Origin of the sequence: Plantibacter sp. Mn2098, from assembly GCF_049319745.1 — a bacterium.
Classification (GTDB): domain Bacteria; phylum Actinomycetota; class Actinomycetes; order Actinomycetales; family Microbacteriaceae; genus Plantibacter.
Map to the genome: position 1 here is coordinate 39,132 of NZ_JBMOUH010000011.1, position 13,515 is coordinate 52,646.

Consider the following 13,515-nt stretch of genomic DNA (forward strand, 5'->3'; position numbering starts at 1 on the left):
CTCTCGGGACAGCGTGTCCCGGCGCATCCTCGGCAGGGAACGTGTGCGCCCCACCGGCAGATCGGACATCCCGGCCTCGCTCGAGGCTGCGCTCGCACAGGCGCTCGAGAAGGATCCGGCGCGGCGACCGGCGTCGATCCTGGACCTGCTCCGCCGCGTGCAACTCGCCGAGGCCGAGCTCGGGTTGCGCCCGAGCGCGCTGGACGTGCCGGACGAACGCGTGATCGACGTCGACGCGCTGCGCACCACCGACGTCCAGGGAACTGCACGGGCGGCCACGGCACGCAGTCGATTCCGTCGCCAGCCCGGAGCACGGACCGACTCCGCCGACTCGCGGACCGGAACGGTGTCGGAGGACGCGAGCGCCACCGTGCTCGATGCGCGGGCATGGGCGCCGCGCCGGGGCCGTCACCGCTGGCTCGTGGCCGGAGTGTCCGTGCTCGTCGGGGTTGCAGTCGCGGCGGCGATCGTGCTCGTCGTCACGACCGGTCTGCGTGGGCGTCAGATCCCGACCGTCGCGGATCTGCACGCGACATCGGGAGCGAAGAGCATCGAATTCGCCTGGTCGGCTCCGGACGGGACGGCCGATGACGGATACCTGGTCCGTGTCGACGGCGCAGCGGGGCGCGGGCAGCGAGGGACGAGCCTCGTCATCGACCGCGCCGAAGCCGGTTCCCGCGTGTGCGTCACGGTCGCGGTCGTCCGCAACGGTCGGCCGGGGCCCGCATCCGACCCGGTCTGCGTGCGCAACTGATGGTGCTCCGTGAGCAGCTGCGACCTCGTGGTCGGCGTCTCGGTGGCAGCGGTGGCAGGCGGCGCACGCGTGGGCTCCCACGGCGCGCGCCCGCGGCCGTCGGCGTCGTCGTGGCGGCGGGCCTCGTGGCCGCAGTCGTGTTCGTCACCGACGGCTACACCGAGCAGCGGGTGGATCTCGACGATGCATCCGCGTGGGTGGTCAACGGTTCGAAACGGCTCGTCGGACATGCCAACACCCGGCTTGAACAGCTGAGCACCGTTGTGGACATCGCAGGCGGCGACGTCGAACTCCTGCAGACCGGCGACCGGTTGCTCGCCCATGACCGGGCGGCCAACACGATCGAGGTCATCGACCCGGCCGGGGCGACGGTGACCGATACCGTGCCGTTGCCGGTCGGGGTGCCCGTCGTCGAGTCGGCGGGAAATCGTGTCGCCGTGACCATGCCGGAGACCGGTGACGTCTGGGTCGTGGACCTCGCCGACATCGCGACCTTCGATGCAGCCTCGCCCGCAACGCTCAATGTCGGCGCTGATGCCGTGTTCGCGCTCGACCAGGACGGCGGATACGCCGGTTTCAGCCGACGCAGCGGCCGAGTGACCACGGGGTCCGTGTTGTCCGGGGAGGACGGTCATACGGTATCGGTCTCCTTCAGCGGCGATGTCGATCATCCGGCGGTGTCCGTCGTCAACGGCCACCCGGTCGTGTTGAACCCCGCATCGTCCGAAGTGTGGATCGACGGCACCACCGTTGATCTCGTCGGTCAGGCCGATGAGCCCGAATCCCTCCGCATCGGCGCGTCCGACACCCAGTCGACACGTGTGCTCGTCTCGGGTGACGAGGGGCTCTTCGCGCTCCCGGTCGACGGCGGCAGTCCAGCACGCATCAGCGCAGGCGGCACGGGCACCGCCGCCGCGCCGGTCACCGTCGACGGGTGCACGTACGCGGCCTGGTCCGACGGGACGGCGGTGGTCGCATGTGACGGCGGGCGTCCTCGGAGCTACGCCCTCGACGGTGTCGTCCCCGGCGGCATCCTCGACATCGTTGTGAACACGCGGACCATCGTCGCGAACGATCCGAGCAGCGGTCGTACCTGGGACCTGCGGGCGGACGGCGCCGTCATCGACAATTGGGGGGATTTCGATGTCGACGCCGACGTCGTCGACGTCGAACAGGACGAGCGCGACGTCCCGCCAGACGTGGAGCAGGAGCAACTGCCTCCCGTCGCCGCAGACGACGAACTCGGCGCGCGTCCGGGTCGGCCGACCGTGCTTCCCGTGCTCGTGAACGACAGCGATCCGAACGGTGATCCGCTCGTGATCAGCGGCGTCGAGGAGATCCCGGCGACCCTCGGTCGCGTCGACATCGTCAACAATGCGCAGCAGCTGCTCGTCACGACGAGACCGGAGGCGTCCGGCTCCATCGTCTTCGGCTACACCATCGACGACGGGCACGGTCTGCACGACCAGGCGACCGTCACCCTGGCCATCCGCGGTCCGAACGAGAACTCGCCGCCGGCGCAGGTCCGTCCGACGCGCGGATCGGTGGCCGTGGCCGGTTCTGCGTCGATCCAGACGCTCGTCGACTGGGTCGACCCCGACGGCGACCCGATCTTCCTGCAGGACGCTTCGGTGCAGGAACCGGCTCGGACGACGTTCACAGCGGACGGCGCGCTCGAACTGCGCAGCTCGGGCGGCGCCGGCGGTGTCGCCACTGCGTCGATCGTGGTGTCCGACGGGACGGCGGCGGGTGACGGAACCGTGCAGGTGACGATCGGGGAGCCGGGAGCGGTCCCGCTCATCGCCGAGTCCTTTGCGATCACGGGGTACACCGGGCAGGAGGTTTCCGTCGCCCCGACGTCGAACGCGCGCGGCGGCACCGGCCCGATCACGGTGAGTGGCGTGTCGGCCGTGCAGGACGACGAGGTTCGCATCGATGCGGACTACTCGCGCGGCACGGCCGTCATCCGCGCGGACACCGCAGGTACACATCTGCTCGAATACGCGGTGACCGACGGCTCGCAGACGACGAGCGCTCGGATCCGGTTCGAGACCACTGCTCCGCCCGGCGGTGTGTCGACTCCCGTGGTCCGCCCGGTCACGGTGTTCCTCCCGCTGCACGGCACCGTGACGGCACGTGTCCTCGACACGGCCTTCGATCCGGCCGGCGGGGTGTTGGACCTCGTCGGTGTCGGCGCGGCGCCGGAGGCCTCGGGAGTCCTCCTCGAATCGATCGACCAACGCGACGTCCGTGTCACCCTCAAACGACAGTTGGACGATGGACCCGTCACGGTGCCGTTCACCGTCACGAACGGCCAGACGACCGCGGACGGGCAGCTGACGATCGTGATGGTTCCGGATCCCAGCAAGTTGCAGCCGCCGGTCGCACTCGCGGACACGATCTCCGTGCGTGTGGGCGCCGTCGTCGACGTGCCGGTGCTCGAGAACGATTCGCAACCGGACGGCAAGCCGTTCCTGCTCGACCCAGACCTCGTCGAAGACGTCCCGGACGGCGGCGGTGTCCTGGTGAGCGCCACCGACCGGTTGCGGTACCTGGCACCGTCGAAGCCGGGGACGTATCGAGCCGTCTATCGGATCTCGACCGCAGACGGTCAATGGGCGACCGCCCCGGTCACGATCACGGTCCGAGACCTCGAAGCCGCTGACAACACCGCCCCGGATCCGCTGACGATCACTGCGAGGGTGACGTCGGGCGGGACTGTGTCGATCCCGGTGCCACTCGGTGGGATCGATGACGACGGAGACACCGTGACGCTGCTCGGCGCGACCGACTCGCCACGCCTCGGCGCGATCACCGGAACTGGGCGCAGCATGCTCGAATACGAGGCCGGACCCTATTCGACGGGGACTGACACCTTCCAGTACGCAGTCGTCGACGCACTCGGCGCAGTGGGCACAGGGACCGTGCGGATCGGCGTCAGCCCGCCAGCTGAGCAGGTTGCACAGCCGGTGGCCGTGGACGACCTCGTTGTGACGAGGCCCGGCGCGACGCTCACCGTGCCGGTGCTCGAGAACGATTCGGACCCGGACGGCGGGCGTCTCACCATCACGGCCGTCGAGCCGACGGACGACACGATCGAGGTCAGGTTCACCGCTGACGCCGTGACGCTCGACGCCCCGGACGCCAGAGGCGGGTACGGCGTGCTCTACACGATCCAGAATCCACGGGGCGGTACCAGCCAGGCCTGGTTGTACATCGACGTCGACCCCGACGCCCCGCCCGCGAGGCCGACGGCGCACGACGTCGTGCTGTCGTTCCAGGACTTCGGCGACCGCGAGTCGATCGACGTCGACGTCCTCGCGTCCGCCCGGAGCATCGAGGGCGGCAAGCGCGACCTCGTCGTCTCGGTCCCCGGCGATGCACTGGGCGTCGACGTGGACGCTGACGGCAAGGTCCGTGTGCCGATCGTCGAGCGGTCGCGGATCATCCCGTTCACCGTCGCACGCGCAGATGCACCCGACGTCGAATCGACCGCCTTCATCTGGATGCCGGGAACAGCCGATGCTGCGCCGGAGCGGCGTCAGGCTGCGCCAGGGCTGACGGTCGCGAGCGGCGACACCCTCACGATCCCGATCGGCCAGCAGATGGTCGCCGCCGGTGGCCGTCCGGTGCTGATCACTGACACGGCGTCGGCGACCGGCGGGGACGGATCCCCGCTCGTGGCGGACGAGACGACGTTGGCCTTCACATCAGCTGCAGGGTTCTGGGGGCCGGCATCCGTGACGGTCGGGGTGACCGACGCGAGCGATGGACGCGGGAACCGGTCGACGATCACCCTGCCGATCACCGTCACGCCGAGTGAAACGCAGCCACCCGTGGTCCGAGGGGTCGCTGTTTCGCTCGAGTCCGGGGCGTCGACGACGATCGACCTGCTGTCGCTCACCGAGTATCCGTACCCGAAACGACGCTCGAAGCTCACGTTCACCGCCGAGTCCGGGTCGAAGGCGATCGTCGGCGCCACCGTGTCCGGCTCGGTGCTGACGATCCGAGCGGTCGACGGTGCAGCGGTCGGGTCCTCGGCCAAGGTCGTCGTCCAGGCCGCGGACGGCGGTACCACGAGCACATCGGGAGTGATCTCGATCGACGTCGTACGATCCACCCGGCCCATCGTGTCCCCGCAGCCCGATCGGGTGGTCGTGACGCGGGGATCGACCGTGCCCGTCGACGTGCTCGCGAACGACGAGGCGACCAATCCGTTCCCCGGCCACCCGCTGACCGTCGCCGCCATCGATACGAGAGGTCTCCCCGTCGGAGTATCCGTCGCCTCAGGTGCGGATCGGAGCCGCCTGTCGGTCACGGTGGACCGCACCGGCCCGACGGGCGACTTCACGGTGCCGTACGAGGTCGCCGATGTCACGGGTGATGCGGCCAGGAACGCCATCGGCACCGTCGTCATCCGGGTGCAGGACGTGCCGGACGCCCCTGGCGGTGCTCCGCGGGTCGTCTCCCAGGACAACGAGGCGGCGAGTGTGGTGCTCGCGGTGCCGCATGCGTTCCCGAACGCCTCCGAGATCACCGGGTATCGGGTCTCGTCTGCAGACGGTTCGGTCTCGACGGTGTGCACGGATCCGGACCGATGTGCGATCAGCGGACTCGTCTTCGGCCAGCCCTACAGCTTCTCGGCGACGGCGACGAACGGTGTCGGTGAGGGCGCACCGAGCCCGCAGAGCGCCCCGGTCGTCGTCGACACAACGCCGGGAGCGTCGGCATCGGTCAGGGTCACCGGATCGAACCAGGACCAGGACGGACACGCCGTCACCGTCGAGTGGGATGCGGTGGCCTCCAAGACCGGGACACCCGTTGCGGCCTACGAAGTGGCGCTCACCGGTCCGGGCGGCGTCGAACTGGGCACAACCGTTCCCACACCGAACACCTCGACGACCTTCCAGAACCCCTCGATCGCACCCGGGCAGCAGTACACGGCGGCGGTCGTCGCGAAGAACCGGACCAACCAGGGTCAGGCCGCCGCCGGGTCCGGTGTCGCGGTCGGCCCACCGACGGTCGGCAACGTCAAGGCGTCGCTCGTCAGCGGCACCGCGGGAGCGGTCTGGGTCGACGTCGACTGGGACGGCGCATCAGCCGGTGGCGGGTCGTCCCTCCGCTTCGCTGTCTCGCAGGCGAGCGGCGGGGATCCTGGTGCGATGTGCGATCCGGCGACGTTCCGATCGAACGTCCCGTCCGGCACCAGCTGGCGGGACACGCGGCCTGCGGACGGCGGGGCCTACCTCGTCGCGGCGAGCAACGGGCTGTTCTGTCGGCAGGTGGTGAGCGGACCGGTCCAGCTGCAACCCGTTCTGAGCGGCGGGCGGGCGACGCTGAGCGATGGGACGAGCGGGACGGTGGACCTCGTCGTCGAGAGCTTGAGCTCCGCGGCGTCGGACCTGCACCACTACGAAGCGGCCGTCGTCGCCTCCGGTGCGGGGCCGTCCGGCTGGGTGACGGTGAACTCAGGGGCGAGCATCGGTGGCGGTGCCGACTACGGACGTGTGCTCGATGTCTGGGCGAGGGCGTGCGGACTCGCGTCGTCCCAATCGTGCGGCGCCCCGGTCAGGATCGGTCAGGCGCTTGTGCCGCTGCGGGTGCGCGCGAGCGTCCTGTCGTGCCCGGTCGACGGTCGACAGACGATCGTGAACGCCCCGGACAACAACGGACTGAGCGGGGTCGTCGAGGTCTCCTATCTCACGCTCTCAGCCACCGGGGCGGTCGAGGCCCGAACTCCATGGGGGCCGCCGTCCGCCGCGCCTGCGCCACCTGGCGGGCGGACGACGACGGTCCTGACCCGGGTCCAGCTCGCCGGGATCTGGTACGCGCCACCGCTCGACACGGCGACCACCTGCCGGTGAACACACGAAGGAACAGACGATGACGGCCACACGCGCAATGACACCGACGAACACGACCGCCTCGATGACCGACGAGCAGGCGGCGTGGTTCGCCGGTGTGTTCGACCGCCTCGTGGGCAACGTCGAGGAGGTGCTGCTCGGCAAATCGCACGTCGTCCGGCTCGCCTTCACCACACTGCTGAGCCAGGGGCATCTGCTGCTGGAAGACGCTCCGGGGACCGGGAAGACCTCGCTCGCGCGGGCCATTGCACAGACGGTCGACGGCACGAGCAACCGGATCCAGTTCACTCCGGACCTCCTCCCAGGCGACGTCACGGGCATGAGCATGTACGACCAGCGCCAGGGCACGTTCACCTTCCACCCCGGTCCGGTGTTCTCCAACGTCCTGCTCGCGGACGAGATCAACCGGGCGAGCCCGAAGACGCAGTCGGCGCTGCTGGAGGTGATGGAGGAGGCCAGGGTGACGGTCGACGGTGTGACCCACGCCGTTCCGTCCCCGTTCCTGACGATCGCCACGCAGAACCCCGTCGAGCAGGCCGGGACCTACCGGCTCCCAGAAGCGCAACTCGACCGGTTTATGGTGAAGACGAGTCTCGGCTATCCGGATCAGGTGTCCACGAGGCGCATCCTCGAAGGCGTCCGCATCACGGCGCACGATCGCGTCGTGCCGAGCGTCCTGACCGTCACGAACCTGCGGTCGATGATCGGCGTCGCGAAGCTCGTGCACACCGATCCGTCGGTGCTCGACTATGTCGCGCGACTCGTGGAGGCGACGCGTGCCGCGGAGGAGATCACCCTCGGCGCGAGCATCCGGGGTGCGCTCGCGCTGCTGCGCGCATCGATGACGTGGGCCGCCTCGCAGGGGAGGGGCTACGTGCTGCCTGACGACGTGAAGACGCTTGCGGAGCCGATCCTCGCCCATCGTCTGATCCTCGATGCGGAGGCGGAGTTCGACGGGGTGACTGCCTCGGCGGTGGTCGGACGCATCCTGCTCGACGTGGTGCCGCCGGCCGAGCGGTCGGCCGTGTGATCAGGGCGGGCGAACACACCTCGACCAGGAGCGAGCGGCTGTCGCGGACCGTCCTGACGGCGTTCGGTACCACCCGTCCGATGCTCCGGAGCCGATCGGACGTGTTCCTCCAGTGGGGGAGACGGGTCTGGCGCATCGGTCGCGACCGCGTTGGGAGAGCGGCAGGCGTCATCGGCGCTGTGACGACCCCCGCCGGTTGGGCGGTCGTGCTGATCGCGGTGATCGCCGATGTCTTCGGCTTCCGATTCGGCTGGGTGGAGGTCGCTGCGCTCGGGTTGACGGCGAGTGCGCTCGTGGTCGTGTGCGCGCTGTTCCTGATCGGACGGAACGTCGTGGACGTGGAACTCCGGGTGTCCGAGCCGCGAACGGTGGTCGGGCGCCCGCTCCAGGCGGAGGTGCGCGTCGCAGGAGGCCGTCGAGGCATCGGCTGGAGTCCCAGGATCGAGGTCCGGTTGGGGGACGAGATCATCCACGTGACGATGGGCGGCCTCCGCACGGATGCACGTTCGGCGGCGTTCCCGATCCCGGCCGAACGGCGGGGCGTTGTGCCGGTGGGGCCGGTGCGCACCGTCCGCGGCGATCCCCTCGGGCTCTTCCGCAGAAGCGTGGAGTGGACGTCGGTCGTCCAGGTGCACGTGCACCCTCGGACGGTCGCCGTTCCCCGCACGAGCACAGGACTCCTCCGCGATCTCGACGGTGGGGCGACACGTGACCTGACGGCGGACGATCTCGCGTTCCACGCGCTCCGCGAATACCGTCCGGGCGACGACCTGCGACACATCCATTGGAAGAGCACGGCGCGCACCGGAGCGCTCACGGTGCGTCAATTCGAGGAGTCGCGGCGCAGCCATGTGGCCGTCGCGTTCGGCGGCTCCGCGGAAGACTGCGCCGACGCCGAGGAATTCGAACTCGTGATCGCCACCGCGGCGTCGATCGCGCTGCGCGCCATCCGCGACGGGGGAGGCATCACCGTACTGACGAGTCCCGCGCGCGAGCACGATGCCCACGGCACAGGGTCCCGGACGACGTCGCCACGCGCTCGCGCCATCCGGACGCAGAGCCCGGATCGGTTGCTCGACGACGTCAGCTCACTCCGGTTCGGCGGCTCCGACGTTTCGCTCGGTCAGCTCGCGGCGCTCGCCGCTCGGGACGTCACCGGAGTGTCGCTCGTATATCTGGTCTGCGGATCCACGCCGTCGGCGAGGGAGCTGCGCTCCTGGTCCAGACGGTTCCCGCTGGGTGTCGAGACCGTGGCGGTCGTGTGCATCACGGGCCACGTCCCCCGACTGTTCCGCGTGCAGGAGTTGAGCGTCCTGACGATCGGGTTCCTCGACGACCTGCGCCTGGCGCTCGTGAACGGACGGGCGACGTGACGGAGCGATCTGCAGGCGAGGCGCTGCCGGGACCGGATCCGCTGCCGGCGCCGGATCGAAGTGAACAACGACGGAGGTCGCTGCGGTCACGGTCTCGACGCCGAGGCGTGGGTCGGACGCTCCGCCGCCGGAACCTCGCAGACGTCCTGGGGCTGATGATCACCCTCTGCGCGGCAGCGGCGCCGCTGTGGTGGGGATACCTGCATCCGGCGATCATCGTCGCGGTCGCCGGTGGGGCGCTCACGGGGACGGTCCTCGGGATGGTCGGTGCAAGGACCGGGGCATCCGCGACGGTCGTCTGCGTCTGGGCGCTCGTGCTGTATCCGGTCGCGGGAATGGCGCTCGCCGCACCGACGGCCCGGGCGGAGCTGTTCCCGGTGACGGCCGATACGGCTGGGGCCTTCTGGACGATCATCACCGGGACGATCACGTCCTGGAAGGAACTCTTGACGGCCGTTCCGCCGTTCGGGGACTACGAGACGCTCCTGCTGCCCCCGTTCATCGTGCTCCTCTGCTGCTCCCTCGTCGGTGCATCGGTCCTGCTCCGCTCCGGGCATCCGATGGGCGGATACGCTGCGCCGTTCGCCGTGCTCGTCTTCGCGACCGTGTTCGGGCCGACGGCGGTCGACGTCGGCCCTGCGGCGCTCGCCGGTGTCGCCGTCATCGTGCTGGTGACGGGGCGTATCGCGCTGGCGGGCGGTGTGCGGCGGGGTGCCATGGGCAGGCTCGGAGCGGCGACGGCGGTGATCGTCGTGTGCGGCGGCATCGGACTCGGTTCGGTCGTCGCCGCGTCGCCGGCACTCGACCGGCAGGTGCTCAGGCAGGCGTTCATCCCGCCGATCGACCTGTCGGCGCAGACCAGCCCGCTCACCGGCTTCCGGGCTGCGGTGACCCTGCCCGATTCGGAGCAACGGGTACTCTCCGCCGATGGGCTGCCCGATGGAGCACGCATCAGGCTGGCAGTCCTCGACGACTACACCGGACTCGTCTTCCGCTTGGCGGCCGCCGAAGGGCCGACTGCGCCCTCGGATGCATCGTCGGCCGCGTCCTCGAATGGTGGTTTCCAGCGCGTCCCGTCCGAGATCGCGCGTGCCGGAGGCTCGGATCAACATCGGGTCGACGTCACCCTGCGCGTCGAACCGACAGCGGACATCTGGCTGCCGAGCGTCGGTGATCTCACGAGACTGACCTTCGAAGCTCCGATCACTGGAGCGCCCGTCGATCGGTTCGTCTACGACCGCGCGCGCTCGGTCGGTGCGCTCCTCGGCGGCTTCCCGGAACGGACGTCGTATCGTGTCGAGGCCGTGATCGGCCAGGAACCGGATCTCGGTGCCGTTGCACGCCTCAGTCCGGGCAGAGCGCACCAGCCAGACGTGGTGAACCTGCCGGAGGATCTCGTCTCGGCTGCCGCGACCGTCCGAGACCCCTCGTCCGCTCCGGGCGAGCAGCTCGCGGCCGTTCTCGGCTGGTTGCGTTCCGGGTACGTCAGCCACGGCGGTCCGGGGGAGCCGCCCAGCCGACCCGGACACAGCGTCGACCGGTTGAACCTCCTCGCGACGGCGAAGCCGATGATCGGAGACGCGGAGCAGTACGCAGCGGCACTCGCACTGCTCGCCAGGGAGATCGGGTTCCCGTCCAGGGTCGTCGTCGGCTACCTGCCGCACGATGCGCGCAGCACCGGGAGCGACGCCGGGAGCATCGCGGTGGTCGGGGCGGACACGACGGCGTGGACCGAGGTGCAGGACGCCGACGGGCGCTGGCTGGTCCTCGACCCGAATCCGGAGCCTCGTCCAGTGCCGCAGATCGATCGCTCGGTCGAGGATCCTGCCGCCCACCCGCGAACCGTCCTGCCGCCAGAGCCGCCCGAGCGGGCCGAGCACATCGACGAGCAGCAGGACGAGAACGAGGCGAAGGACGAGCCTGATCGGTCGTCCTGGCTCACAGTGCTCCTGGGCGTGCTGCGCGTCGTCGGGATCGTGGTCCTCGTTGTGGGCATCGCCCTGTCGCCCGTGATCGTCACGATGACGACGGCGGCGATCCGTCGTCGGCGTCGACGACGGGCAGACCATGACCAGGGCCGGCTCGTCGGCCTCTGGGACGAGGCGCGGGACGGGCTGATCGCGCGCGGGTTCTCGGCGCATCGGACCGGTACCAGGTCAGAACTCGCGCAGTCGAGCGGATCCGCAGCCGTGCGCGTTCTGGCCGTTGACGTCGATCGTTCCGTCTTCGCGGACGGCGACGGCCCGACGACGGCCGACGTCGACGCGGCTTGGGCCGCCCTGCCCCGGTTGTTCACCGAGATCGACCAGGATCGTTCGCGGTGGCAACGAGTCGTCAGCCGGAGCGTGCCGAGGGCGCTCGTGTGGTGGTTCACGAACGCGCTGGCCGCCGACCGACGGCGACCTGGCAGAGTTGACGACGACCAGGATGGAGGAACGGTATGACCCAGCAGCAGACTCGGCGCTTGGAATTCGACGATGGACAGGTGGTCGACGTCGCCGGCTACGGCGTGGTAGGACGCCGCCCGGACGCCGCGAGGGTGGCCGACGACATCGACGGCTCCTCTGACGCGGTCCTCGTCTCGCTCACCGACGAGGGCAAGTCAGTGTCCAGGTCGCACCTGGTGTTCGGGGTGCTCGACGAGGTGTTCTGGGTCGCTGACGCCGGCTCGGGGAACGGTACGACGCTCGTCTACCCGGACGGCAACTCCTATCGGCTCGATCCGCACCAGCGATACGAGGTGGATGCCGGGTCGTTCGTGACGTTCGGCGGGCGGAACTTCAGATACGTCGAGGGCGCGTCGGAGCACTAGTCCCGGCCGTTCAGTCCAGGCCGCCCGGCTCAAACAGACCCGTCCAACCGGGTCCTCGCCGTCTCGAACGGTTCAGAGCGCGACGAAGACGAGCGTGGCGATGAGCATGACCTGCCCGATCAAGCGGGGGAGGAGCGGCGTCGCCAACGCCCCGAAACGATCACGGTGCCGAGCGGCGAACGCGTTCGCGGGGAACACCGCGATGAGGAAGACGATGAGGCACACGACGGCCGCAACCCTGGTCGGCGGCAGGAGGAGCCCGACGCCTCCCGCGATCTCGCACACACCCGTGAATGCGACGAGGAAAGCCGGGGTGATGCGTTCCCAACGCATCGTCGGTGGGATCATCGCCGCCATCGTCCGCTTCGGAGCCGGCAGGAAGTGCAAGACGCCCATCACGAGGAAGACGAAGGCGATGGCGATCGTGAGGACGAGCTGGATGACACCGAAGACGCTCATCCGTCCAGTGTGCGCGGTCCTCGGCGATTCGGCTGCACGGCTGTCCGCGGGGTCGGCGATAGGCTGGACCACATGAGTGATGGCCGTGACGACGAGGCGCTGAGTTGGGCCGGTGACGACGATCCGACGCTCGACCCGCAGGGTGGGCGACGCGAGGTCGCCGAGCGTGTGCAGACCGCGAAGTCCGCCGATGCGGCACAGCCGATCGAGACCGCACCACCTGTCGATGCGATGCCGGCCGAGGCGCAGGCTCCTGTCGTCTCCTCGCCGAGGAGCGCGGCAGCGCGACGGGCGGCCGGAACCGAGGCCGCCGTCGTGACCGCAGTCGAACCGTCCTCCGAACAGATGAGCTCGCCCATGCTCGTCACCCTCGGCATCTTCGGGGGAGTGTTCCTCCTCTACGCCGTCGGCTGGACGATCTCCGCCTTCCGACCGGACGTCCCGCCGCCCGCCGACATCGTCGGCGCATCGATGTTCCAGCTCGGCCAGGTGCTCGCGATCCTCGCGGCGCCGGCCTGGATGGCTGCCACCCTGTGGCTCACGGACCGATCGAAGCCGTGGTTCCGCATCGCGATTCTCGTCATCGGCGTCGTCGTCCTCCTGCCCTGGCCGTTCCTGAGGGGAGTCTGACGATGAGTGCATCCGCAGCCGCAGCGTCCGAACCGGTCCTCGGAGACCGCACGTCCGGCCCGAAGGCAGGGCCGGCCTGGCTCAGCTGGACCGTCGCCGTCGTGTTCGGGCTCTTCTTCGCCTACGACGTCTTCGAAGCGATCGGGAACCTCGTCGGGATCCTGACGCTGTCCTCGCAGCTCGGCCCGATGAACGCCCTCGCCTGGATCATCCTGCCGGCAACGATCCTGTTGCCGTTGGCCGCCTTCGCGATCGCGTACTGGACGGGCCGCGGCAAGCGGATCCGCGAGCAGGCCGTCCGCTACTTCGTCGCCCTGTGCGTCGTCGCCGCGCTCTGGCAGTCGGTCCTCGCACTGTTCGGACCGTATTCGTTCTTCGACATCCCGGCCGCCTAGCCTCGACGACGCGGTCGATGTCGCGATGACGATGGCCTGGACAGGCGGGGGAACCGCAACGTCGGACGTCTCGACTATCGGGGCGACCGACCCGGGAAATCACGCTCGCTGAGCGTCATACGTCGGCCAGACGCGAGCGTGCTCCGCTAGAGTGCTGGTGGGCGCGCCCACGTGCTGTCTCGCCCGTTCCCCGCTCCG

The 13,515-nt window shown here is 69.7% G+C and carries 9 protein-coding genes; 8 read left to right on the forward strand and 1 reads right to left on the reverse strand.

Features of this window, described 5'->3' with window-relative positions:
* The first annotated feature begins 13 nt into the window (after nucleotides 1–13).
* The 6 genes from ACL9RL_RS16825 (at nucleotide 14) to ACL9RL_RS16850 (ending at nucleotide 11,833) form a co-directional block, all read left to right on the forward strand.
* Nucleotides 14–754, forward strand: a complete 741-nt coding sequence (locus ACL9RL_RS16825; protein WP_422781439.1) for a hypothetical protein — start codon at nucleotides 14–16, stop codon at nucleotides 752–754.
* Between the two features lie 125 nt (nucleotides 755–879).
* Nucleotides 880–6,618: an Ig-like domain-containing protein gene (locus ACL9RL_RS16830; RefSeq protein ID WP_422781440.1), complete on the forward strand. Its 5,739-nt coding sequence runs from the start codon at nucleotides 880–882 to the stop codon at nucleotides 6,616–6,618.
* Between the two features lie 19 nt (nucleotides 6,619–6,637).
* Entirely contained in the window at nucleotides 6,638–7,648 is a 1,011-nt protein-coding gene (locus ACL9RL_RS16835; RefSeq protein ID WP_422781441.1) for an AAA family ATPase, read from the forward strand.
* An 80-nt stretch (nucleotides 7,649–7,728) separates the two neighbouring features.
* On the forward strand, nucleotides 7,729–9,021 hold the full coding sequence (locus tag ACL9RL_RS16840; protein ID WP_422781442.1) for a DUF58 domain-containing protein: 1,293 nt from the start codon (nucleotides 7,729–7,731) through the stop codon (nucleotides 9,019–9,021).
* A 107-nt stretch (nucleotides 9,022–9,128) separates the two neighbouring features.
* Nucleotides 9,129–11,465 (forward strand): DUF3488 and transglutaminase-like domain-containing protein, encoded by a 2,337-nt coding sequence (locus tag ACL9RL_RS16845; protein ID WP_422781443.1) that lies wholly within the window; start codon nucleotides 9,129–9,131, stop codon nucleotides 11,463–11,465.
* Nucleotides 11,462–11,833 carry an FHA domain-containing protein gene (locus ACL9RL_RS16850; protein WP_422781444.1) on the forward strand — a complete coding sequence of 124 codons (372 nt, stop codon included), beginning with the start codon at nucleotides 11,462–11,464 and terminating at the stop codon, nucleotides 11,831–11,833. The genes ACL9RL_RS16845 and ACL9RL_RS16850 overlap by 4 nt, the downstream gene beginning before the upstream one ends.
* A gap of 72 nt (nucleotides 11,834–11,905) precedes the next feature.
* Here ACL9RL_RS16850 and ACL9RL_RS16855 read toward each other — a convergent pair whose 3' ends face one another.
* Nucleotides 11,906–12,292, reverse strand: a complete 387-nt coding sequence (locus ACL9RL_RS16855) for a DoxX family protein (RefSeq protein WP_422781445.1) — start codon at nucleotides 12,290–12,292, stop codon at nucleotides 11,906–11,908.
* A gap of 72 nt (nucleotides 12,293–12,364) precedes the next feature.
* Here ACL9RL_RS16855 and ACL9RL_RS16860 point away from each other — a divergent pair, with 72 nt between their 5' ends.
* Nucleotides 12,365–12,922, forward strand: a complete 558-nt coding sequence (locus ACL9RL_RS16860) for a hypothetical protein (RefSeq protein ID WP_422781446.1) — start codon at nucleotides 12,365–12,367, stop codon at nucleotides 12,920–12,922.
* Between the two features lie 2 nt (nucleotides 12,923–12,924).
* Nucleotides 12,925–13,317, forward strand: coding sequence for a hypothetical protein (locus tag ACL9RL_RS16865; RefSeq protein ID WP_422781447.1), 393 nt, complete (start codon nucleotides 12,925–12,927; stop codon nucleotides 13,315–13,317).
* Nucleotides 13,318–13,515: the final 198 nt, after the last annotated feature.